Annotated in this window: 12 protein-coding genes; all 12 read right to left on the reverse strand. The window is 67.4% G+C overall.

Annotated features, from left to right (window positions below):
* Positions 1 to 304 precede the first annotated feature (304 nt).
* Positions 305 to 1,489: a hypothetical protein gene (locus GAK28_RS09800; protein WP_291777867.1), complete on the reverse strand. Its 1,185-nt coding sequence runs from the start codon at positions 1,487 to 1,489 to the stop codon at positions 305 to 307.
* Positions 1,486 to 2,649, reverse strand: a complete 1,164-nt coding sequence (locus GAK28_RS09805; protein ID WP_291777870.1) for a glycosyltransferase family 4 protein — start codon at positions 2,647 to 2,649, stop codon at positions 1,486 to 1,488. The genes GAK28_RS09800 and GAK28_RS09805 overlap by 4 nt, the downstream gene beginning before the upstream one ends.
* Positions 2,646 to 3,284 (reverse strand): polysaccharide deacetylase family protein, encoded by a 639-nt coding sequence (locus tag GAK28_RS09810; protein WP_291777872.1) that lies wholly within the window; start codon positions 3,282 to 3,284, stop codon positions 2,646 to 2,648. The genes GAK28_RS09805 and GAK28_RS09810 overlap by 4 nt, the downstream gene beginning before the upstream one ends.
* Entirely contained in the window at positions 3,281 to 4,453 is a 1,173-nt protein-coding gene (locus GAK28_RS09815; protein ID WP_291777876.1) for a glycosyltransferase family 4 protein, read from the reverse strand. Before GAK28_RS09815 ends, GAK28_RS09810 begins: the two co-directional genes overlap by 4 nt.
* The gene (locus tag GAK28_RS09820) at positions 4,450 to 5,568 is read right to left on the reverse strand and encodes a glycosyltransferase (RefSeq protein WP_291777879.1); all 1,119 of its coding nucleotides are present in this window, start codon (positions 5,566 to 5,568) and stop codon (positions 4,450 to 4,452) included. Before GAK28_RS09820 ends, GAK28_RS09815 begins: the two co-directional genes overlap by 4 nt.
* A complete protein-coding gene (locus tag GAK28_RS09825; RefSeq protein ID WP_291777882.1) occupies positions 5,565 to 6,920 on the reverse strand; it encodes a phenylacetate--CoA ligase family protein in 1,356 nt (451 codons plus the stop codon). Before GAK28_RS09825 ends, GAK28_RS09820 begins: the two co-directional genes overlap by 4 nt.
* Positions 6,917 to 8,164, reverse strand: coding sequence for an O-antigen ligase family protein (locus GAK28_RS09830; RefSeq protein ID WP_291777885.1), 1,248 nt, complete (start codon positions 8,162 to 8,164; stop codon positions 6,917 to 6,919). The genes GAK28_RS09825 and GAK28_RS09830 overlap by 4 nt, the downstream gene beginning before the upstream one ends.
* Complete coding sequence (locus GAK28_RS09835; protein ID WP_291777888.1) at positions 8,152 to 9,249, reverse strand: polysaccharide deacetylase family protein; 1,098 nt, start codon at positions 9,247 to 9,249, stop codon at positions 8,152 to 8,154. Before GAK28_RS09835 ends, GAK28_RS09830 begins: the two co-directional genes overlap by 13 nt.
* Before the next feature lie 5 nt (positions 9,250 to 9,254).
* Positions 9,255 to 10,385, reverse strand: a complete 1,131-nt coding sequence (locus GAK28_RS09840) for a glycosyltransferase family 2 protein (RefSeq protein ID WP_291777891.1) — start codon at positions 10,383 to 10,385, stop codon at positions 9,255 to 9,257.
* Positions 10,386 to 10,412: 27 nt separating this feature from the next.
* Positions 10,413 to 16,421 (reverse strand): non-ribosomal peptide synthetase, encoded by a 6,009-nt coding sequence (locus GAK28_RS09845; RefSeq protein ID WP_291777894.1) that lies wholly within the window; start codon positions 16,419 to 16,421, stop codon positions 10,413 to 10,415.
* Complete coding sequence (locus GAK28_RS09850; protein ID WP_291777897.1) at positions 16,418 to 22,999, reverse strand: polyketide synthase; 6,582 nt, start codon at positions 22,997 to 22,999, stop codon at positions 16,418 to 16,420. The genes GAK28_RS09845 and GAK28_RS09850 overlap by 4 nt, the downstream gene beginning before the upstream one ends.
* 332 nt (positions 23,000 to 23,331) lie before the next feature.
* Positions 23,332 to 25,344 (reverse strand): hypothetical protein, encoded by a 2,013-nt coding sequence (locus GAK28_RS09855; protein ID WP_291777900.1) that lies wholly within the window; start codon positions 25,342 to 25,344, stop codon positions 23,332 to 23,334.
* Positions 25,345 to 25,348: the final 4 nt, after the last annotated feature.

Below are 25,348 nucleotides of genomic sequence, written 5' to 3' on the forward strand. Positions count from 1 at the left end.
AACGACGTGAGGTGATGCGTCGTTCCAGCGCACGCAGGAACCCAGCGAGGTGCAGTCGGTTATCGCGTCGCGGCCTCCTACGCAAAAGCCGATGCGACGCCCTCGTGGTGCTGGTGAACCGAGGCGCTGGGTTCCTGTTTTCACAGGAACGACGTGAGGTGGTGCGTCGTTCCTGCGAACGCTGGAACCCAGCGCGAGGCAATCGGTTGTCTCGTCGCGGCCTCCTACGCAAAAGCCGATGTAACGCCATCGCGGTGCTGGTGAACCGAGGCGCTGGGTTCCTGTTTTCACAGGAACGACGGGGCTAGCTATGCATGGCGTGTTTCTGGGCTTGGACGCGCGAACGGCCCGGGCGACCCAGTTCGAAATCCCTGTATTGGCCAGGGTCACCGACATGCCCAGCCTCGGCGGCCTTCGCGATGTTGTACATCTCGCGGGCCGTCACATAGTGCAGTACGTAACGCTGGCCGTCGTTATAGCGTGACTCCAGGTAGGTGTGCATGTCGTCTACCGGATCACCCAGCAAGGTGTCCATGTCACGCTCCTGCGTACCATGCGTGTGGACCTTGATGAACATCCACTCCGGCCGCCCCTCCACATGGATACCCGTGCGGACCCACTGATCCACGCGATCGCGCGTCGGCGGATAGCCTCGGCGGATGTCCGAGTTTTCGATGCGCGGGATGATGCCGAAGCGACGGTTCTTCCAGTTGAGGCCAAGCACACCCTGAATGATGAGCAGGTCGCCACTGGGCTTGCCGCCGACCCGCATCGGCACGCCCTTGTCGTGGGACTTCGGGCAGCAGGGATCGTCTGTCGCGTAATAAATGGCGTTGGACATCGCCGTCTGCGTCTCGCTGGGTGCCGAGGGCAGGGTGAAGTCGGCATAACAGCCCAGCTCGCGCAGCAACACCAGTTCGTTGTTGATCCCGCACCAACGTCCGTCGGCCCGAGAATTGTCCAGGCACCAGTTGCCGTGGATAAAGGCGAAGCGCAGCTGGCCGGTGACCGGATCGCGCGGAAGGGCGTCATGGCGCTCGTGGAGCAGACGGTTGAAGCGGTCGAGGGTGGCGACGAAGTTCTCCGGCGTATCGTTATCGTGATGCAGGTGGATCTCGATCTCGCCATAGCCTTCCGCGCAAAGCGCCTGCAACTTGTCCAGATGCTCGGGTACGTACTCTTCCTCGGGATAGAAAAAGCAATGCTGCGGCATGACGCCGTCCGCATCACGATGGCGCGAAGCTAGCGCGCGGTACTCCTTGCACCAGCGATCCACGCGGTGGCGCTGCGTCGGCATGTCCACGCGTCCCCAATTGGGCTCGAAGTGATCCACAAAGCAAAACATCACGTGGATCGGACCATCAACCTTCGGCGGCTTCGGTCGGGTCAGGTAACCCCACAACCAGTACTGCATATTGCGCGCGCGTATCGCCAGCGTGACCGCGACGGCCAGCAGGGCGAGAAGGACGACGATGGCGGACGCGATCATGCCGTGGCTCCGTGAGGCACCAGGGTCAGCAGCTGTTCGGCGTTGTTGCGCCACTGCCGTTCACTGGCGATGTAGTCGCGGGCGGCGGCGCCGATCCGGCGTCGTTCCTCGGCATGGGCGGCCAGCGCCAGTACCCGTTCCACGCAGGCGCCTGCGTCGCCGCGCGGGAACAGCCAGCCGGTGCGGCCGTCGGCGATCACCTCCGCGACCGGCGCGTAGTCCGGCGCGACCACCGCCACCCCCATGCCCATGAACTCGAACAGTTTCATGGGAGAGCCGTAGTGATTGGAATTCGGCAGGACGGCATAGTCCATGCAGGCGATCCAGCTCGCGACCTCGTCGTGCGGCACGCGGCCCGGTAGCAGCACGCGGTCGGCAAGGCCCCGGCCGGCGACCAGCTCGCGCACGGCAGGCAGCGTCTTGCCGTCGCCCACGAAGACCAGGGCGAGATCCGGGGCCTCGGCAAGCCGATTCGCGATGGCCTCCACGAATGCGTCCATGCCGTGCCAATGCGCAAAGGCGCCGATATGGCCACAGACCGTGCGGCCCTCCAGCCCGCGTTCCCGGCGCAGCCCGTCGCGGTCGAAGCGCGACGGGTCGAAACGGGGAAGGTCCACGGCATTGGGCGAAATTACCGACGGTGCGATGTCGCCATAGGCCTCGACCGCACGATCGCGGAACCAGGTCGAGATGAACACCAGCCCGGTCGCCTGGCGCAGGCACCAGCCTTCGATACGTTTCGCCAAGCCTTTCATGGTCAGCGGGCGCACGCGATCCACCAGCGCCGAATCGTTGATCTCCAGCACGATGGGAATGCCCCGCCGCCGGGCCAGCCAGACGGTGGCGAACAGGAACAGCGAATAGCGCTCGTAGATCAACGCTGGCGTGGCGCGACGCCACGCACGGGTCATCCGGGCCAGGGTCACGAGGTTGTAGAGCAGCTCGAACAGCTCGAAGACGATGCCGGGCAGACGGGTGACGACGCCCGCCAGGCGCCCCTTGCCACCACCCGTCGATTCGGTCTCGTTCTCCGGATCGGCACCGGGAAAGGACATCACGTCCACCCGATGGCCCAGTTCGCGCAGCGCATGCACGATGCCGCGGATATGCACGCCCTCGACATGCCGGCCGCGTGTCCGGTGGTGGTAGAGGATGTTCATGGTGCGTTCCCCGGCAGGGCGGCAAAGCGCATGCCGCGTGCCAGCCATTGCGGCAACACGATGTCCAGTGCGGCGGTCGCCTTGCCGCTGTCGTCGTGCATCAGCACGATGTCGCCCGGCGCGGGCGGCGCGTCGAGCAGGCGGGTCACCAGCATCTCGATCGGTTGTTCCTGGTAGTCGAGGCTGTCGTACGACCAGTAGACCAGGCTGCGCCGCTGCGTCGCGAAGTGCATCAGCAGGCGGGCACCCACATAGCCGTGCGGCGGACGCATGCGGTGATGCGGCCGATCGTCGAAGCGCCGCAGCAGGGCGTCGGTGCGATACACCTCGTCGAGCTGGTGCGTGATGTCCATGTTGCGGAACGACCAGTGGCTGTAGGAATGATTACCCACCATGTGCCCCTCGGCGACGATGCGCTCGACGATCTCCGGATGGGCTTCGATCTTTTCGCCGACGAGGAAGAAGCTCGCTTTCACGCCGTGTCGCGCGAGCGTATCGAGCAACGGCGGCGTGTGCTCCGGGTCCGGACCGTCGTCGAAGCTCAGGTAGCGCAGCGCGGTGTCGCGCGTGCGGGTAAGCACCAGGGTTTCCGGTAGCAGGGCCAGCAGTTCGTGTTTTTTCGGTCGGCGGATCATGCGTTGGCACCCAGGTGGGCGTGAGCACCGGACACGGCCTGCGCCAGGGCCCGGTCGAGCTGGTCGATGTTGTCGTCCCAGCGGAAGGTGGCAGCGTGCGCCACGATGGCGGCGGCGTCGTAGTGGCGGCCCAGCGAGGCCAGCAACGCGGCGCCCAGGTCGTCCGGCCGGTGCGGTGGCACGAGCAGGCCCGCCCACGGCGGCAACACCTCGGGTATGCCACCCACGGAGGTCGCGACGACGGGCGTACCGCAAGCCATGGCTTCCAGCACGACGTTGGGCACGCCTTCGTTGTGGCTGGGCAGGCAGAGCACGTCGGCGGCACGGAACCAGTCGGCCAGCGAGGCATGGTCGGCGGCGCCGGCAAAGCGCACGGCGGGCGCACTGCACACGCTGCCAGTCAGGCGCTCCAGGCTCTCGCGATCCGGACCGCCGCCGACATAGACCAGCCGTGCGTCGTGGTGCCGGGCGGTCACGTGCGGAAAAGCGCGCGCTAGATCGTGGCAGCCCTTGCTGGCCTTCAGGTTGCCGACATAGAGCACGATCGGTGCCTCCGGCGGCAGGTCCAACCGCCGCCGCGCGGCGACGCGGTCGCCCGGTGTAAACAGCCGAGTGTCCACGCCGTTGTAGATGGTCCGCACGCGTTCGGGATCGGCGCCGATGTCCACGGCCTTCGCCGCGAGCGCCTTGCTCACGGCCACCACCATGCCGGCGGAACGCAAGGCCTGGCGGATCTGTGGGCGACGCAGCGTCGCGTCGGCCTGCACGTTGAGGTCGCTGCCGTGCACCTTGACCACATGCGGTATGCCGAGCAGGCGCGCCATCCATGCGCCGGCCACGGCGTCCGGATAGGCCCAGCTGGCCAGCAGCACGTCGTAGCCTTCGCCGCGCAGCCGCTTGCTGTGCTGCCACATCACGCTGGCGAGAAAGCACAGGGCGTTTAGGAAACGACCGATGCCCGGCGGGTGCCAGAAAGTGAACCAGCGCACATCGATGCCGGGCACGCGCACGTCCTCGCGTGCCGGCCCACGGCGTTCGCGGAAATCCACGGCGGTGAGCACATGCACGTCGTGACGATCGCCCAGCTTCTGGAACTGCTGGCGATTGAAGGTTCCACGCCGTGCGTCCCAGGGCGTGGGAAACAGGTTGGTGACGATGAGCACTTTCATGCGAAGGACCCCACGCCGCCGAAGTAAAGCCGGCCATAGCGCTCGGCCATGGCGTCCAGCGATCCGTGCGTTTCCACCCAGAGTCGTGCCGCACGGCCCAGGCTCTGGGCCTGGCGCGTCGTTTGCAGCACCTCAAGCATTGCCTGCGCCAGGGAGGTAGGATCGCCTGCGGGCACGAGGCGCCCCGTGGTGCGATCGTCGACGATCTCGGCATTGCCCCCGACATTCGTGGCGACGATGGGCAGGCCGGTCGCACAGGCTTCCAGCAAGGCCATGGAATACCCCTCGGTCACCGACGACAGCGCGAACAGGTCGAGGCCCTGGAGCAGTTCGCGCACGTCGTCGCGATCGCCAAGGAAATGCACGCTGCCGGCCACGCCTTCGTCGAAGGCGCAGGCGCGCAGCGTCTCGCGCAGTTCGCCATCGCCGATCAGCACCAGCGCGGTATCCGGACGGTTGCGGCGAACGATACGAAAGGCGCGGATGAGCGAGGCCTGGTCCTTGGTCCAGTTGAGGCGGCCCACGGTGCCGATGATGCGCGTGCCCAGCGGTACGTTGATCAGGCGCGCGAGGCGCTCGTGCATGGTGTCGGATGCGATGTCGAAGCGGTCGAGCACGATGCCGTTAGGTACCACGCAGGTCTTCGCCGCCGGCACGATACCGCGCGCGATGGCGTCCTGGCGGGCGGCCTCGCAGACGGCGACCACGGCGTCGGTGGCGCGCAGCGCGCGGCGGAACAACCACTCGCGGCGGCCCGGCTTGCGATGCGCACCCATGCCGTGCCGCGTGTTCACCACCTGGCGGATGCCCATGCCGAGGCTGGCGAGCACGGCCTGGTAATGCGCCACCACGTTATGGGTATGCAGCACCTCGGTGCGGTGAGCGGCGAGGAAGGCACGCGCGCGACCGAGCGCTCGCACATCGAGGCCATCGCGCTTGCCGCAGGCATGCACGGGGATGCCGAGCGTCTCCAGCTCGTGGGCGAGCGCACCGGCCTCGTAGAGGCACACGACCTGCACCCGCTCGCCCTGCGCGTGCTGGGTCTTCACCAGGTCGAGCACCATGCGCTCGAGGCCGCCGCGATTGAGGTTTTCCACGAAGTGGGAGATGTTCACGGTGCCAGTTCCGAAACGGTGACGCGGAGCTTGCCGCTGCGCGTGAGCGGGATGTCGTCGACGAAATGGCAGTGCAGCTGGGCGCTGTCGCCGAGCACCTTCGCCACTTCGCGACGGATATAGTCGAGTGAGGCGTCCTCGAAGCCACGACCACGCACGATGGACAGGTCGAGCCGATCGAGTCGGCGCTGCACGAGCTGGAAGCGGGCCAGGCCCGGCACGTCTTTCAGCATGTGCGGGAAGAATTCCCCCGGAAGCACGTACCCATCCGCCGTGCGAATGGCGTCCAGCTTGCGCCCGTCCACGGAGGCCAGCATCGGCAGGCCGCGACCGCAGGCGCAGCGACGCGGGCCATGCGTGGCCATGTCGCCGTTGACATAGCGGATGAAGGGCATGCCGTAGTTGAACAGGTCGGTGATGGCGATTTCGCCACTGCCGGTGCGAACGGGCGAACCGTGGGCGTCCAGCGTTTCTACGATGAGATGGTCGGCGTTGACGTGCAGGCCGTCGCGGTGCTCGCATTCCGAGGCGATCAGCATGAATTCGCGACAGCCGTAGGTGTTGTAGGCGGGCGCGCCGAAGGCTTCTTCGATCAACGTCCGCTGGAAAGGATGCAGTGCCTCGGCGGCGCCGATGATCGAGGCCGGCCGGGCGATCTTTCGGCCGGTGGCCAGCAGCCATTCGGCGAGACGGACCAGCGGGCCCACGTAGCCGACGATCACCTCGGGACGCCAGTGGTCGATCGCGTCGGCGTAGTCCGCCATGTTCGCTTCGGTCATGGGGAAGCTGTCGAGCAGCTTGCGTGCGAACACGGCGTTGTAGACGCGATCCTTCACGCGGTGGGCCAGCGACGGTTCGCCCACCGGACCACCCCACAGGAACAGCGTCCGCCGCCCCATGCGCGAGCCCGCCCAGCCGTAGCCGCGCCACATCACGGCGACGCGGCGGTCGTTGCTTTCGCGGGTAAAGCCGAAACGCAGGGGCTCCCCGGTGGAACCGCCCGTGTTCTTGTAGCCGAGCGAATCCTTCAGCGATATCGCCTTCAGATCGTCGAAGTTGTCGCGGATGTCGGCCTTGGTCAGCACGGGCAGTCGCGCGATGTCCTCCGGATGACGGATGTCGAACGGCGTGATACCTAGCGCGTCCCAGCGGCGCCGGTAATAAGGCACTTCGCGATGGCACCAGTGGACGAGCCGGCGCAGCCGTTCGAACTGGAGCGCCGCGATTTCCTCGGGCGCGAGCCACTGGTCGCGCTCGTAGCGGCGCATGTGGCTAGGCGTGTCGCGACGACGCAGGCCGCCTTCGTAGGCGGGCCAGATGACACGGCGGAGGGCGGTTTCGTAGGCGCTCATACGGTTCGCAGCAGCACGGCGACAAGAACGAAGATGAAGGCCACGCCGCCGGCGCCGAGGGGAACCCAGCGCCAGCCATGGTCGGCCAGCCGGAAGACGGGAAGGTGCGGCCAGCGCCGCCGGGCGCCGATGTAGTAGCCGGCGACCATGGCGGCGATGAGGTACAGCACCACCATGTAGCTGCGGCTGAGGAAGAACGCGCAGGCAAAGAGGCCGCACAGGGACAGCAGCAGGGTCAGCGCCATCTGTCGTTCGGCGACCCAGGCCGGGCCGACCTCGGCGGGCGGGTGGCGGATCACCGTGAGCATCATCCAGAAGCCGTAGCCGACGAAGGCCAGCCACGCTACGAAGCCGATGAAGCCCGTTTCGGCGAGCACCAGCACGAAGGAGTTGTGCGCCGTGAGTTCGTTGTACTCGGTGAAGTTGCCGGCACCCACGCCGAAGGCCGGATGTTCGCGAAACATCTCCAGGCCGGCGTACCAGGCGTCCACGCGACCGGCGGCGGATTCCTCGCCCGCGTCCAGTTCGTCCATGCGCGAGCTGACCAGCTTCATCGCCGCCAGGCCGAGCACGCCGAGCATGCCGGCGACGACGATGCCGCGGCGGTACCAGACGTAGCAGCCGGCGATGACCAGCACGGCCAGCATGGCGCCGCGCGAGTTGGTCAGGTAGGTGCCGTACAGCAGCAACAGCGCGCAGCCCAGCCAGAAACAACGCATGAGGCCCTTGCCGGGGCGGCCCAGGTACATCGCCATGGGCAGTGTCGCCGCGAAGAGCAGGCCGAGATCGTTCGGGTCATTGAAGATGCCGACGTACTGGATGCGGTTGCCGTCGCCGAGCGGGATGCCCGTCCAGCCCATGCCGGTACGCGCCTGTTCGACGCCGTGCAGCGCGAGCACCGTGGCGCACAGCACGAACACAGCCATGGCGATGCCCACGCGACGTTGCGTGGTGCACGCCGCACCGAAGACGTAGAAGGCGATCACCACGGGGCCGAAACGCGCCAGTTCGTCGAGGGCGCCACCGGTCCAGCCGTTGGTCACCTCCGAGATCATCAGCACCAGCAGGAAGGCCGGCAGGATGATGAACTGCGGCGCTTCGAAGGTCTTGTCGCGCGAGATGGCCCAGGCCAGGAAGGCAAGCAGCAGCACGACGGGAAGCAAGGGCACCGTATCGAGTCCGGCCACGTAGTCCTGTGGCCGGATGATGGTGAGCACGACGTAAAGCAGGATCAGGGGGAACATGGCTGCACCTGCGGGCCGTTCGTCTCATGGGCCGCGGTCGGATAGCTCATCAGCTGGGGCAGGGCCAGCATGGCGGCGAACCAGCCCGGCCCCATGTTGCTCTCGACTGGCAGCCGGTTCAGCGCGTAACGATTCTCCGACGGTTCGGGGTTGGTACCACAGACATAGCTGCATGCCAGCTGGAAGCCGGCATGTCGGGTCGCAGAAATCACCGCATCGTTGTACGCGCGATCGCCGCCGACCGGGTACGACATGAGGATCGACGGCTGCGCCAGCTCGCGGTCGAGCGTGGCCTTGGATTCGCGGACCTCGCGCTCCATCTCGTCCAGCGGCAGACGGGCGAGCATGCGGTGGTGCACGCCATGCGAGCCGATCTCCAGTCCCGCCGCCTCGATCTCGCGAACCTGGTCCCAGGTCATCGGGCGGCACTCGAACGGGCGCGCATAGTCGGACGGCATGTTCCATTCCGCTTCGAGGCGCTCGGTCATGGCCGTCTGTGCCAGTGCGTCGAGCCACTTCATGCGCAGGAGTACCTGTCCGGCAAGACGGCGACGCAGTGCCCGCTCCTTCGGCAGCGGCACGTCGATGCCCAGTTCGGGTAGAACGAGGCGCGGGGCCACCGTCACCAGGATCATGTGGACCAGCCAGTCGTAAGCGTAGGGCCGGCCGGTGTCGATATGTCCTGTGGACACGAAGAACGTGGCGGGCACACCGAGTTCAGCGAGGATCGGCGCGGCAACGTGGTAGTTGTCGTCGTAGCCATCGTCGAAGGTCACCGCCACGGTATCTGGCGGCAACGCCTCGCCCGCGTCCAGCGCCGCCACGACATCGGTGAGGCGGATCGGGCGGAAGTGCCGCTTCAGCCGGATCATCTGCTCACGGAATTCCTCCGGCGGCGTGCTGATCAGCTCCATGTCGAAGGCGTAGGTGTCCGGATCGGGCAACGGCATCACGCGGTGGTAGGCCAGGATACGCAGGTCGCGCTGCCACCACGCGCGCACGCGTTGCAGCGGATGCAGTAGACCGCTGGAGTAGCACAGCTGGCCCAGTCGGCCCCTGATGCCGGATGCGCCTCGTCGGGTCATGTCGATCACCATAGGTGCAGCCTTCGGTTGCGGGCGAAGGCGAGCAGGGCCTGTGCCGCGAAGAGGTTGAGGTAGAAGAACGCCAGTGCGATGCGCAGGGGAAAACGACGGCCCAGCGAAGGGGCCAGCACCGCCAGCCCCACCATGAGCATCGCGGCGACGATGCCGCCGAAGGTGAGGGCGTACATGGGATGCCGCGTGGACAGCGCCGCGCTGGCCAGCGTCATCGACACCATCAGCCAGGGCGCGAGCAGGCGCAGCAGCTTGTGGCTGGCGAAGCGGAACCAGAGCGAATTGTCGGCGGGCGAAGCGAGCCAGGGCGCCAGCTGGATCAACTGATAGTTGCCTGCCAGTGTGCGGATCTTGCGTCGCCGTTCCTGGTCAGGAAGGTGTGACGGCTGGTCCCAGGCGATGGCACGGGGTTCGAAGATCACGCGGTAGCCCTGCGCCGCGACGCGCATCGGCACCAGCACGTCGTCGAGCACCGTGCCTTCGGGAAGGGGGCGGAACAGCCCCCTGCGCATCGCGTAGAGCGCGCCGCTTACGCCGATGGTCGATCCCGATAGGCTTTCCGCGTGGCGGATTGCCTTCTCGTAGCGCCAGTAGAAATCGACGCCCTGGGCGAAACCGCCCTGGACGTTCTCCATCTGCAATTCGCCGCCCACCGCGCCGACCGTCGGGTCGGCGAAGTTGGCAGCTAGTTCGCGTGCCGCGCCGGGAGAGAGGCGTTGGCGCACGTCGGTGAACAGAAGCAGTTCGCCCGTGGCGTGGGCCACGGCGTCGTTGAGGCAGGCGGCCATGCCACGACGCTGCTCGAATACCAGCACGGTAAGGCGTGGGTCGGTATCGCGCTGCGCGAGGGCGACGGTGTCATCGCGGCAGCCATCGCAGGCGAGCACGATGTCGATGCGATCCGCCGGGTAGTCGAGCGCGCGTAAGTGGGCCAGCTTGGCACGCAGGTGGCGGGCGCCATCGTGCACCGCCATCACCACCGTGATCGTCGGCAGGATCGGGCGGCGGGCCACGGGCAGGGGGCGTAGCCGGGCCTGCGCCCACACGATCAGCGGATAACCGATGAACACGTGGACCAGCAGCAGGGCCGGTATCCAGAAGGCGATCCATGCGAGGTGCGTCATGTCGGCGTGTCCCCTGTGACCGTGCCGTCAGCCGCGACCGAACAGGCGGCCCAGCAGGCCGCTTCGCTTCACGGGTGGAGGTGCCGGCCGCGCCAGCGCCAGGTCGGCCGCCAGCGTGCCCAGCGTGCCGTTGGCGATGTCGAGCAGATTCATCTGCACACCGGTCAGCTTCTGTAGACACTGGGCCATTTCCACCGCGAGCAACGAGTGGCCGCCCACGTCGAAGAAGTTGTCGCTGGTACGCACGCGTGGCATGCCGAGCAGTTCCTGCCACACGCTGGCGAGCAGACGTTCGCTGTCGCTGGCCGGAGCATCGTCGACGGTGTTCTCCGTCCGCACGAGGGATGGGGAGGGCAGTGCATCGAGATCGATGTCGCCTTCGGGCAACAGCGGAAACGCGTCCATGCCGGTCAAATGGGTGGGCATGGCCCAGGCGGGCAGGCACCCGGCCAGGGCGGCACGCACGCCGTCCGCGTCATGGCGGACGCCCGGTGCTACGACGAACCACGCGTCCACCGTTTCGTCGCGGGCGACGGCGACGGCACGTACGACGCCGGGCAGCGCGAGTAGCGAGGTCTCGATGGCAGCCAACGGAAAGCTCACACCGTGGCGCCTCAGCACCCGATCGTCGCGTTCGAGCAACTGCACACGCCCGTCCGCGAGCCAGCGGGCAGGTTGGTCGGTACGGTAGCGTTCGGGAAGGGCGCTGGCGCGTGCGCCGAACGGACGAGGCGTCAGATCGCCCTTGAGCATGATCGTGCCGACGGCACCGATCGGGCAGGGTTCGCCGTCCTCGTCCACGATCCACAGTTCCGAACCCGGCATGGGACGCTCGTTGCGTAGAGGCAACGCGGGCAGCAGGCCCGTGTCCACCTCGCCGCCGGCGACCAGTGCGGTGAGCGAACGGATCGCCGCCAGCGGCGATGCGGCGCCGACGGCACCTGCCGGCGAACGGCTTGGCGTGCGGCACAGGTCGTCGACGATGAGGGTCAGGGCGGCATGGGAAAGCGAAGCGCCGGCGGGCCGTCCGTCCGCGTCGATGGCGTAATAGGCGAGCGCCGGTGTCCGCGCAGGCGGCATGTCGAAGCGAGCGTGACCCTCGGGCAGGGAGGTATCTCGCCATACGGCGCAATCGTTCGGCCAGTCGAGCAGGGATTCGAGCGAGCGATCCCCGATTAACAGCGTGGCGTGCGCGTCGGTCAGCACTTCGCGCTGCCAGACGGCGGGGTCGGCGGGATCGAGCATGAGCACCGTGCCGCCGAGCCGGAGCACACCCAGCCAGGCGGCCAGGCGTTCCGTGCCCTCGTCGAGGCAGATGCCCACCACCGAACCGATACCGGCGCCCCGCTCGGCGAGGGCCTGGGCGAAGCGATGGCTGCGCTGGATGAGCGCTGCGTCCGCGTGCTCGTCGATGCGCGGCACGGGATGGCTTGCGTCGATCGCCGTGGTCGCATGCCACTGTCGCACGCGATCCAGTTCGGCGTCGGTGGCCGCGGTAAGGCGGCCCACGACGAGCGACGGATCGCGGATCACGGCCTGGACCATGGCCAGGTAGCGATCGCGCATGAGCTGGGCCGTGTCTGCGCGCAGCAGGTCGGCGTTGTAGGTGACGCCACCGACCATGCCCGCGTGGTTCTCCAGGAACCACAGGCCCATGTCCTCGGTCGCGCCGCTCTGGAACAGCAGGATCTGCTCGTGCGACAGGCCGCCCCAGTCCACGTTGCGCTGGCGTGCGTCCTGGAACGAGAACAGCGCCTGGTACAGCGTGGCGCCCGTGCCGTGGCCGATGCGCAGCTCGCGTTGCAGGTATTCCAGCGGCACGTCCGGCTGGCCGAAGGCCTCGATGGCCACGGCCTTCACCTTACGCACGAATTCCACGAAGGACAGCGCCGGATCGACGTGCACGTGCAGCGGCAGCAGGTTGTTGAAGTACCCCATCACCGATTCCACTTCGGTGTGGTTGCGGCCGCGCACGGGGGTGCCGACCACGAGGTCGCGCTGGCCCGCCGAACTGGAGAGCATCGCGAAGTACAGCGCGAGCAGGGTCATGTTGAGCGTGGCTTCCGCCTGCCGGGCGACCTCGTGCAACGCGTCGGTCGTGGCGCGGTCCACATGAATCCATTCGGTGCGACCCAGGCCGGACATGCCGGGGCGGCGCGGATGGTCGGTCGGCAGCGGACGGATATCGCCCATCGTCGCCAGACGCTCGCGCCAGCGCTCCAGCTGGCAGTGGAAGGCCGGCGTCTGCAACCAGTGGGCATGCCATGCGGCGAAGTCGCCGTAGGTCACCGGCAACGCGGCGAGCGGCGAGGGCTGGCCGTTGGCGAAGGCGCGGTACAGCGCCGACAGTTCGTTATAGAAGATGTCGAACGACCAGCCGTCCCAGATGATGTGGTGCGGCATGAAGAACAGCACGTGTTCGTCGTCGGCCAGACGGAACATGCGGGCGCTGAACAGCGGCGCGGCGCCCAGGTCGAACGGTGTGTCCGTGAGCTGGCGCAGGCGATCCATCAGCCGCGCCTCGCGTTCGGCGGGCGCGAACAGGCTGAGGTCTTCGGCGGGGAACAGGCGATAGTCCAGTTGCGGCCGCACGACCTGGGCCAGTTCGTCGCCGCGGTCCTCGAAGGTCGTCCGCAGGCTGGGCTGGCGCTGGATCAGCGCCTGGAAGGCCATGTCGAAGGCCGCTTCGTCGAGCCGGCCGTGCAAGCGGTGCGCGGACGGCGCGTTGTAGGTGACCCGGCCGGGATGCATTTTTTCCAGCGCCCAGAGGCGGCGCTGCATCAGCGACAGCGGTGCGCGGTCCTGGGTGTCGCGATGGCCAATCGGGTCGGGTGCGGTCGCGCCACTGCCGGCTTGGGCATCGATGGTCGCCGCCAGTCGCTCGATGCTGGGCGCGTCGAACAGGGTGCGGAAGGACAGCGCGATGTTGAATTCGCGGTTGAGTCGGGCCGTCAGTTGTGAGGCCAGCAGCGAATGGCCGCCCAGTGCGAAGAAGTCGTCGCGCACGTCGAGGCCAGGCAGGCTGAGCACCGCTTCCATGGCTGCGGCTACGCGCCGTTCCGTGTCGTTGCGCGGCGCGATGCGCTCGTCGGCCGTCGCGGCCGAATGGCCCATCGGCGCCGGAAGCGCCTTGCGGTCGGTCTTGCCGTTAGGCAGCAGCGGCAGCGCATCGAGCACGACCAGGTGCTGCGGCAGCATGTAGTCCGGCAGGCGGGTGCGAAGGTGTGCGCGCAGGGCGTCCTCATCCAGCGTCGCACCGTCGTGCGTCACCAGATACGCGACCAGACGCACATCGCCTGGACGGTCTTCACGCGCCATGACCACGGCGCGGGCTACCTCCGGTGCGTCGGTGAGCACGCATTCGATTTCGCCGGGCTCGATGCGGTAGCCGCGTACCTTCACCTGGAAGTCGAGTCGGCCGAGGTGTTCGATGAGACCGTTCGCCAGCCAGCGCCCACGATCGCCCGTGCGGTACATGCGGCTGTCGGGCGTTTCCGACCAGGGGTCGACGACGAAGCGCTCGGCCGTCAGTTCGGGGCGTTCAAGGTAACCCAGCGTCACGCCTGCGCCGCCGATATGGATCTCACCTGCCACGCCCAGCGGGCAATGGTTGCCGTGTTCGTCGAGGATGTGGACGGTGGTGTTGGCGACGGGACGGCCGATGTAGATGCCTTCGCGCGGATCGGACACGCGCCAGTAGGTGGAATACACCGTCGTCTCGGTGGGGCCGTAGCCGTTCCACACTTCACCGCAACGATCGAGCAACGCTTCGGCGAGATCCACCGGCAGCGGCTCGCCGCCGGAGATTGCGCGGAACGCGGGACGGCCATGCCAGCCCGCTTCGACGAGCAGGCGCCAGCCGGCCGGCGTGGCCTGCATCACGGTGGCGTCGCTGTTCTCGACGAGGCGACGCAACTGGGCGCCGTCGCGTACGTCGTCGCGGCCGGCGATCACCACTTCCGCACCGCTGGTGAGCGGCAGCAGCATTTCCATGAAGGCGATATCGAACGACAGCGTGGTCACCGCGACGAGGCGATCGTCCGGCGCGATGCCCGGGATGCGCTGCATGGCGGTAAGGAAGTTGGCGGCGGCGCGATGCGGCACGCGCACGCCCTTGGGCCGACCCGTGGAGCCGGAGGTGAAGATCACATAGGCGACGGAGTCCGGCGTGCCGGCACGCCGGTCGCGTTCGGGGCGGGCGTCCGGTGCGGTGGCGACCTCGGTGCTGTCGAGTGCGAGCGTCCGCGCGCTGTCGAATGCGAAGGGCAACGGCGACGCGTCGTCGGTGACCAGGGCGGCCAGGTTGGCGTCGCTCGCCATGAAGGCGAGACGGTCCGCGGGAAACGACGGGTCGAGCGGCACGTAGCCGGCACCGGATTTGAGCGTTCCCAGCACAGCGGCGAGCATGTCGGTGCCGCGCGCGAGGCACAGACCGACCAGCGAGCCATGGCCGACGCCACGCGCACGCAGTGCGTTACCGATGCGGTTCGCCCGCGATTCCAGTTGCGCATAGCTGAGCGACGCGTCGGCGTGGCGCACGGCGGCACGTTGCGGCGCGCGGTCGACCTGTTGTTCGAAGAATTCGTGGGCGAGGCGCAGCTCGGGGAAGGGCGTGGGCGCGGGCTGCATCGCCGCCAGTTCGCGGTAGACGGCGTCGGAGACGACGGGCAGCGTCACCGCCGGCATCGCCGCGTCGCGAGCGGCGTGGCGCAGCAGGGTGACATAGGCGTCGAGCCAGCCCTGCACCGTGGCGCCTTCGAAGATGTCCGCGTTGTACTGGCACTCCAGGCGCAGGCCATCGCCGAGTTGTACCGCGTTGACAAACAGTTCGAAATTCTCGTGTTCGCGGGGAATGGCTTCCACGTCGAAGGCGAGCCCCGGGAAACGCGCGGTGCTCTCGTCAAGCTTCGCATCGAGGTTGAACAGCACGCAGACCAGCGGCAGGCGCGACGGATCGCGCGGCAGCGACAGCTTGCCGAGCAGTTCGCCCAGGGTGACGCGCTGGTGATCGAAGGCATCCAGCAGGTCGCGACGTACCTGGCCGAGCAGGCTGGCGAAGCTGGCCGCATCGGTCACCCCGGCACGCAGTGGCAGCACGTTCACGGCGTGGCCCACGAGGGTGTCCTCGCCTTCCGCCGCCTGGCCGGCGGTGGGGATGCCGATGACGATGTCGTCCTGCCCGGTCAGTCGACGCAGCAGCACCGCGAAGCCGGTAAGCAGCGTGGCATAGAGGCTGGCGCCCTGCGAGGCGCCGAGCTGGCGGATGGCCGCCAGCTCGGCCGCGTCGATGGTGCGGTCTTCGCGCCGTGAGGCGAACGTGCGCCGCCGCGGGCGCGAGCGGTCGGTGGGAAGGTCCAGTACGGGCGCCGCGCCGGCATAGCGGTCGAGCCAGTACCTTTCGTCCTCCCGTGCCGCTTCCGTGCCGACGTACGTCGCCTCGGCCAACGCGAAGTTCGAGAACGCGCCGGCGGGGGCAGGGCCCGTGCCCTGGCCCAGCCGCTGCGCGTAAAGGGCGGCGAGATCGCGCACGATCACGCCAAAGGACCAGCCGTCGCACACGATGTGGTGTGCGGCGATGGTCAGGATGTGGTGGTCGTCGCCCAGGTGGAACAGCTCGGCGCGGACCATCGGGCCGTGTTCCAGGTCGAACGGCGTGGTGACGATGCGCGACCACGCCTGGCGCAGCCTCGTTTCGCACTCGAACGGGGCCAGCAGCGACAGGTCGTGGCGTGCGAGCGGCAGGCCGCCGTGGCCCGCGACGAACATGCCCTCGCCGTCGCTGGCGAAAGTCGCCCGCAGTGCTTCGTGGCGCTCGACGAGTCCGTGCAGCGCCATTTCCAGCGCGCCGATGTCGAGGTGGCCCTTGAACGTGATCGCGATGGCTTCGTTATAGGCCAGCGAGGCCTCCGGCTCCAGTCGCGATGCCAGCCACACCTCGCGCTGTGCGGCCGTCGTCGGCGTGAGTCGTGCCAGCGGCGAGCCGGCGAACGGGTCGTAGTCGACCGCCGTGGCGGCGGCCAGCTCTTGCGGCGTCATGCGCTCACCCTCAGGTACTTGCCCGGTGTATCGGGATGCGGAACGAACCATGCCGGCTGGCCGTCCGGGTCCTTGCCCAGGCGGGCGCCCGGCATCGGCGGCGCGGCCGCGTCGAAGCGTGGCGCTTCCAGGCGGCGCGGCAGGAAGCCGGCTTCCTGCAGTTCCAGCACCGAGTCGCGGAACGCGGCGACGATGGCCGCGAAGTCCGCGGCATCGTGTGCGGTGGTGAAGAAGCAGGGAAAGTTGTCCAGGATGTGGATGCCGCGGCTGCGCATCATCGCGAACAGCAGGTCCTGCAACGGATGGTCTTCGGTGAACTGGGTCTTCCATACCGACGCGAAGTGGACGATCCGGATCGGTGCACCCACCTCGGCGCAGAACGCGTTGAGTTCGGCGGCCATGGCCGTCACGCGGTCGCCCAGCGCTTCCTGCAAGGCGGGGCCCTGCGCCTGGAGATGGCTCAGCACGGCATGCGCCGCAGCCAGGGCCAGCGGATGGCGAACGAAGGTGCCAGCGAAATAGGTCACGCCCACCGTGGGCGTGGAATCGTCACCGAAGCGCCAGTCGCCGCCGTCGAGGGCGTCCATGAAACGACGCTTGCCCGCGATCACGCCGATGGGGAAGCCGCCGCCGACCACCTTGCCGTACGAGGCCATGTCCACGTCGATGCCGAGCACGGCCTGGGCGCCGCGCGGATGCGCGCGGAAACCGGTGACCACCTCGTCGAAGATCAGTAGCGAGCCGGCTTCCTCGGTGATGGCACGCAGTTCACGCAGGAATTCCACGAGCTGGAAATCCGGGCGACGGCTCTGCACCGGCTCGACCAGCACGGCGGCGATCTCGTGGGCGCGTTCGCGGATGATCGCCAGCGATTCGGGTGTGCCGTATTCCAGCACCAGCACATGTTCGGCGGTGTTGCGCAGGATGCCGGGTGCGGCGGGCACGGAGGTGAGCTTCTTCGTGCCACGCACGATCACCTCGTCGAAGATGCCGTGGTAGGAGCCGGTGAAGATCACCAGCGTCTCGCGGCCCGTCACGGTGCGCGCGACGCGCACGCAGCCCATCACGGCTTCGGAGCCGGTGTTGCATAGTGCAGCACGGTCGAAGCCGGTGAGATCGCACACCTGCTTCGCGACGATGCCGGCCAGCGGATGCTGCGGGCCGATCTCGTAGCCGGCATCGAGTTGCGAGCGCACCGCATCGAGGATGAAATCCGGCTGCCAGCCAAACAGATTCATGCCGAAGCCGTTGAGCGCGTCGACGTATTCGTTGCCGTCGATGTCCCAGACTTTCGAGCCTTTGGAGCGTTCGACGACGATCTGGTAGACGATTTCCTTCAGCAACGGACGGAAGCCGTTGACCACGCGAGGATCGGCGAGGTGGTCGCGATGCTCGGTGGTGTACGCCTTGGAGGCCTTCGTGCGCTCGATGTAGCGACGCATGAAGGCGTCGAGCCGCGTGCGCTGGCGCGCGGTGAGCTCGGTGCCGCCGGTGTGGATGCGGGCGATGGCGCCGAAGGCCTTCTTGACGTCGTAGGTGGTGTGGGCGAGGGAGGTTTCCTCCGTGGCCGTGTCGTCGCGAGCACCCATCGCGGACACGGTCCGCTCCCACCCCTCCGGTAGGGGTGGTGTAGGAGCCGACCGTGTCGGCGACCCGGTGGCGGAGCCGCCGGCCAAAAGGGCCAACTGCGCCTGCATGATCTGCATCTGTTGCGCGATCACATCCTGCACCAGGCTGCCAGTGGGCAGTGCCACCGGCGTGGGGGCCGTCGGTACGGGAGCCTGCTCGGCCGGCAGCAGCCGGTCGATATGCCCAGCCAACGCGTCGAACGAACCGCAGCCATCCATCAGCTCACGAAAGGCGATCTTCAGCCCATAGGTCTTCTGCAACTGCAACGCCACCTGGGTCAACGCCAACGAATCCAGTCCGAGTTCCACGAAGCTGGCCGCGGCGTTCGCGCCGGCCAGGTCGTTGCCGGACACGTCCTCGAACAGGGCGACCAGCTCGCCGACGAGACGGCGGGAGCGTGGGGAGGTTTCGTTGGGCATGGGGTACTCCGGTACGTCGGGTGCTACGGAAGGCGGTGCCGGCAGGGCGCTGGCGATGGCGGTGACCGAGGCCGGCGGGCGGGCGTCGATCCAGTGCCGCTTGCGTTCGAACGGATAGGTGGGCAGACGCACGCGACGGCGGTTCCCACGCTGATTCAGGGCGGCGAGGTCTAGGTCGACGCCGGCGCTCCATAGCGCACCGGCCGCGTCGAGCCACGCGGCGCGCTCGCCTGCCGCATCGGCGGACAACGAGGCGACCACGCCCCGGCCACGGCTCTGCGCGTGCTGGCGGGCCAGCTGCATGAGCGCCGTACGTGGACCCACTTCCAGGAAGGCATGCGAGCCTTCCTCCAGCGCGTGCAGCAAGGCCGGCGAGAAGCGCACGGTGTGGCGCAGATGCGATGTCCAGTAATCGGGCGATGTCGCCTTGTCGGCGGTGAGCGGGCGTCCCGTCGCCGTCGAGACGATGGCGATGGCCGGTGCCGAGAGCGCGACACGAGCGACCTCGGCGCGGAAAGCGTCCAGTACCGGTTCCATCATCGACGAATGGAAGGCGTGCGAGGTGTGCAGTTCACGGCAGGCGACGCCGTCCGCTTCCAGCGTGGCCCGGAACGCGTCGATGGCGTCGTGCGTGCCGGCGACCACGCTCGCATTGGGTGCGTTCTCGGCGGCGAGCGACAGCGATTCGGGAAGGCGGGCGCGCAGTTCGGCGGCGCCGAGGCGTACGGACAGCATCGCGCCCGACGGCAAGCCCTGCATCAGGCGACCGCGGCGGGCGACCAACCGGGCGGCGTCCGCGACGGACATCGTGCCGGCGATCGCCGCCGCGGCGAACTCGCCGATGCTGTGCCCGATCATCGCCACCGGGCGCACGCCCAGGGCCATCCAGAGACGGGCCAGTGCGTATTCCATCGCGAAGGTGGCGGGCTGGGTGAGCGCGGTGGCGCGAAGGGCCTCCTCGTCGCCGTCGAACATCCGCTGACGCAGGTCGAAACCCAGTTCGTCATGCAGCGCGTTCGCCACCTCATCGAGCGCGGCACGGAACACCGGCTCGGTGGCGTGCAATTCGCGGCCCATGCCGGCGTACTGCGAACCCTGGCCAGGAAAGAGGAACACCACACCCGGCTGCGGATCGCGGCAGGCATGGCAGATCGCGGCGGCGGCGATATCGCGCAGCTTCGCGACGGCGTACGTCGTGTCGGTGGCGACCACATGGCAGCGCTGCATGAAAGCCTTACGCCCGACGGCAAGGGTCCATGCGGCGTCCGCGAGGTTGGCTTCCGGATGCGCGGCGAGGTGGTCGGCCAGTCGGCCCGCGCTGGCGGCGAGCGCCGAGGGCGAGCGCGCGGACAAGGCCAGGAGTTGGCTGCCGGTCGCCGCGTCCGACGGTGTGCGGCGCGGCGCCTCTTCAAGGATGACGTGGGCGTTCGTGCCGCCCACCCCGAAGGAGCTGACGCCGGCCAGCAAGGGCGTGCCGGCGGTCTGCCAGGGCCGCAAGGTGTCGTTCACCACGAAGGGCGACGTGGCGAGGTCGAGGCGAGGATTCGCGGCGGTGTAGTGCAGCGACGGCGGTAGCCGGCGCTCGGTCATCGCCATGGCGGTCTTGATGACACCGGCCGCACCGGCCGCCATCACCAGGTGGCCGACATTGCTCTTGAGCGAGCCGATGGCACAGAAGCCGGTGTCGCCCGTGTATTGGCGGAACGCCTGGGTGAGCCCTTGCATCTCGATGGGGTCGCCGAGCGGCGTGGCCGTGCCGTGCGCCTCCACATAGGAGATGTCACGCGCATCCACGCCCGCGTCGCGCAGGGCCATGGTCACCACGGCGGCCTGGCCGGCGGCGTTGGGGGCGGTGAAACTGGCCTTATCGGCGCCGTCGTTGTTCACGGCCACGCCACGGATCACCGCGTGGATCGTGTCGCCGTCGCGCTCCGCATCGGTCAGGCGCTTGAGCAGTACCACGGCGCCGCCGTCGCTGAAGACGGTACCGCGTGCATCGATGTCGAAGCTGCGCGTGTGTCCGTCGGGCGATAGCATCGAGCCTTCCTGCGCGACATAGCCGCTGCGCGTCGGGCAGGCGATGGACACGCCACCCGCGAGCGCCATGTCGCAGCGCCCCGCGCGCAGCGCGTCGAAGGCCTGTGCGATGGCGACCAGCGAAGTGGAGCAGGCCGTGTTGACACTGACCGCGGGGCCAGTGAGGTTGAGCTTGTGCGCCACGCGGGTGGCGAGGTAGTCCTTCTCGTTGGCGAGCATCACCGGGAACGCGCCCAGGCGATCGATCAGCTCTTGCCGGCCGGCGAGATGGCGCTGGAAATACGTGGCGTTGTGCATGCCGCCGAACACGCCGACGGGCGCGTCGTGGCGGTCGGGCACATAGCCGCCGCGCTCCATGCACTCCCAGCACAGTTCGAGAAACAGGCGTTGCTGCGGGTCGGTGAGTTCCGCCTCGCGCGGCGACATGCCGAAGAAGGGCGCGTCGAAATCCTCCACGCCATCAAGGATGCCTCGTGCGGCGACGTAGCCGGGGTCGTCGCGTTCGCCACCGATGGCCGGATCGAGTTCGTCGGGCGAGAAGAAGCGGATCGACTCGCGCCCGGCGCAGAGGTTGTCCCAGAACGCTTCCACGTCCGATGCGCCCGGGAAACGACCGGCCATCGCGACGATGGCGACCGGTTCGGCGGTATCGGTCCGGCGGCTAATGACACGCCCGGCGAAACGGGACGCATCGTCGCGCCCGTCGATGGATGCCGTGACCTGGGCCGGCGTGGCGCCGGCGAAGAAGGCGACGAGCGTGGGGCGAGGGGAGAGCGTGGCATGAACCTGGGCGATGACGCGTGCCGCCAGCAGCGAATGGCCGCCGAGGTCGAAGAAATTGTCGTCCCGACCGACGCGGTCGAGATCGAGCACCTCGGCGAAGATCGCGCAGAGCGCCGTCTCGGTATCGCCCCGCGGCGCGATATAGGGCGCCGCCAGTTCCGGACGTTCGCCGCAGGGATCGGGCAGGGCCTGGCGATCGAGCTTGCCGTTGGCGTTGAGCGGCAGGCGCTCCATACGTTTCCACGCCGTGGGCAGCATGTAGTCCGGCAGGCGGCTGGCGAGCGCGTCGCGCAACGCGCGGGCATCGCGATCGGCGACGTACCAGGCGACGAGGCGCTTGCTGCCGGCGCGATCCTCGCGGGCCGCCACGGCGGCGTCGGTGACACCTTCCAGTGCGCGCAGGGCGAGTTCCACCTCGCCGGTTTCGATGCGGTAGCCACGGATCTTCACCTGACCGTCGATGCGTCCGATGAAATCGAGGTTGCCGTCGTCGCGAAGGCGTACCAGGTCGCCCGTACGGTAGAGCGTGCCGAGCTTGGACGCCACGAAACGTTCGGCGGTAAGCTCGGGGCGGTTGAGGTAGCCGCGTGCCACACCCTGGCCGCCGATATACAGCTCGCCCTGCATGGCCGGGTCGCCGTTCGCGTCGAGCACGTGCAGGGAGGTTTCGCCAATGGCCTTGCCGATGGGAATCGCGTCGTCGCGATCCCAGTGGGTGGGAATCGCGAACGTCGTCGCGAAGGTCGTGCATTCGGTGGGGCCGTAGCCGTTGATGAGCCGCGTGCTGGGAAGCGCAGCCAGGGCCTTGCGCACGTGCGGGACCGATAGTGCTTCCCCGCCGGTCAGCACGCAGCGCAATCCGGCGAGATGCATCGGGTCGTCGTCGACGATGGCGTTGAACAGCGCGGCGGTGAGCCAGGCGTAGTCCGCGCCATGGCGCGCGACCGTGACGGCGATGCCGGCCCCGGTCGGCACGCGTTCGGCGTGGATCACGCAGGTGCCACCGTTGAGCATTGGCGCGAAGAGCTCGAGCGTAGAGGCATCGAAGCCGAGCGGCGCGGCATGAAGGAAACGCGGCGCGTCGAAGTCGATGAAGTCCGAATGCAGGACAAGGCGAAGGATCGAGCGATGACGAATCTCGACCCCCTTGGGCACGCCCGTGGAACCGGAGGTATACATCGCATACGCGATCGCATCCCCATGCGATTCGACCACACCCCTACCGTCGTTCCTGCGCACGCAGGAACCCAGTGCGATGCGATCGGTTATCGCGACCACGCCCCCTACAAAAAGCCGATGAGACGCTATCGCCCCTTCGAACACTGGGGCGCTGGGTTCCTGCGTACGCAGGAACGACGGGGTGGTGAGGGCGATCGGCACCCCCGCATCCTGCAGTGCGAAAGCGATACGTTCGTCGGGCCAACTCACGTCCAGCGGCAGGTAGGCCGCCCCCGCCTTCAGTGTGCCGAGGATCGCGACCACGGCGTCCACCGAGCGGTCCATCAGCAAGCCGACGTAGTCGCCAGGCTTGACGCCGTGGGCGAGCAGGGCACCCGCCAGGGCATCGCTGCGGGCGTCCAGCTCGGCATACGTAAGCGACGCATCGTCATCGACCAGGGCGACCTGATGGGCACACGCGGCGGCAACACGCGAAAATCGCGCATGTACCGACACATCCGCCAGGGGATCGAACGCGATTCGCCTTGTCATGACGACACTCCCCAGACCCGCGTGAGACGAAACGGCGGCATAGGCCATATGGCCAGTGGGGTGTCGCGGGGCGCCTCTAGCTCGCCTACCGGAACCCGATTCCTTTCGTGCTGCGTCATCCCGTCGATCACCAGGCGATCCCCCGTCACGCGCCGGGGCATCCAGAACGCCCCGCGCCGCATGGATCCTTTATAGACGGGGGCACCTTCTCGGCATATACGACAGGCGCGCTAGCCGACCTGGGCGGAGGGACTATCCTGCATCGGGGGGCTTGCGGCGTCCGATGTCCGATCACTCGCTTTCGTAGGAGCGCGCTTAAGCGCCGCGTGCTTTCATTCGAAGCCGATATCGTCGTACATCACAGCGACGAGCGTATTGCCGGTGTTGTGGATGACCCTCAGATGCGAGAGGTACTCGGTGTCCTTGGGAAGCGTATTGCCCTCGAAGGCGACTACCGTTGCGGCAGGGCCGATATTCAGTTGCTTCGAGACGGTGCGCACGGTGAGGTCGATCGTGTTGATGTACGTCAACTCGACCGTCGCTGTATGTGCGGACATTCCCGTACTACGCATGCGCATCGAGATCCGGCTTCGCGGACGAACGCCTGCACGCGGGGTCAGGTAGTGGGTGCGCCCCTCGGGGGTCATGCGTATCGAAAGGCAGGCGCCGCGGGAGGTTTCGGGATCCACGATCACGGCGATGTCGCCACCCGGTGCGGAGATGCTCCAGCGTTCGAATTCGAAGGTTTCGCCATGCTCGCCCGGTGGCAAGTCGTTGAACGTTTCGACGGTGCGTTCGGTGATATCACGCCATGGTAGCCCTGTCTCGCAAATGAGATTGTCGAACTTCGCCGCCCGATTCCCCGACGTCGAGAGCTCAATCGCTGCGATGAAACGGCCTTGTTCGGCGTCTTCGAGACGTACCTGGCTGATCTTCTCCACGTGCTTGTCGATAATGACGTTGTCAAATCGATCGTATGCCTTGATCTGGGCTGGAAAGGCCGTACTGTCGGGGCCAACGGCAAGTCGTACCCGCACAGCCGGCCGATCCAGGCTGAGCCGTGTCTTCGCACCCGATGCCGCTGCAATGGAGGCGAAGGAACCGGTGAAGTAAGGTGCATCCGTACTGGCAGCGGTGGCAAGGGTGAGTTGCCCCGCCTCCTGCACAACATTCATGAAGCGTAGGCGCAACGAGGCCCCGGGACGAAGACTGGTGAGCCCGTCGAACGTTTCGAACTCGACCGCGCGCCCCAGGCCCACCGTATCTGCCACAAAGGTATAGATTCGCTCGGGGAAGGTTGCCGCGTCGGTTTTTCCTGTCCCCGTCAGATCCACATGGCAGGATAGTTTCAGCACGCCGCCATCCCGCCAGGAGGGCAGGGCGGACAGTGGGATTGCCGTGGTAAAGCCCGTTGCGAGCATGGGGGATGTCACTTCGATGCCATCGGCTATCGTTACGGTGGCGTCGCCCTCGTCAACGGGCCCGGATAGCGAAGCCCACACCATTTGGCCTGCTGCGATGCCGGGCCATGGTGGAATATGCAACGGCAGCTCATGTTCGAAGTCCGTCTTGCGAATCACACCTGCCATGGCACCGGGTATGTCCGGCGTCGGCATGAATGCAGAGCCACCCAGCACAGGAAAGCTGCGCCAGGACGATTCGATGCGTTTCAGCAGCAGTCCTTCTGACGCATATATGTCCACGGCGTACTTGAGGTGGAGCGATCGCCCTTGCAGGCGAAGCAAGGCGGCCAGGGGGATCATACCCGTTGCTGGAAGGTCGGCACTGGCGTAGGTTTCGTCCCAGCCCCGGCAGCGATCGTCCGCCGAATCGCTGCTCTCCCAAAAGAAAGTTACTCGGCTGGCTGGCGGCATCAGATCGGGTTGGCGGGGGGCTTTGATGTCAATGCCGCGTCGTGAAATATCTAAATGAATACCATCGTCATCGGCGTCAGGTATCTCGGGCGACAGGAGCGTCGTGCACGTATTCACCTCGAGTTGGCGCCACGGCGAGCTTTTCCACAGCGCATCGGGCGACAGGGTGTCGAAACCAACCTGCACCTTCCCTGTGCGCAGGTTGGCTTCGACGAGCGGAACAATGAAATTCATCGTTTCGTTGTCGCGCTCCACTCTTTGCCATGCTGTCTGGTAAGGCGGCGTGGGTGATGTGCCATCACCCACGCCGAGCCAGACGATTTGGACCAGCGTGCCTCGTGGCCGGCCCTCGCCTTCCACTAGCACGGGGATGTCCTGTCCCTCCAGTGTATCGAGCTGGAGCCGGGTACCGTCGTCGTCGACGGTACCCGAGACCCATGGCGAAACGTACTGGTCGATCGCTTGATTCATGAAG

Origin of the sequence: Luteibacter sp. (assembly GCF_009912395.1) — a bacterium.
In the GTDB taxonomy this organism is placed as follows: Bacteria; Pseudomonadota; Gammaproteobacteria; order Xanthomonadales; family Rhodanobacteraceae; genus Luteibacter.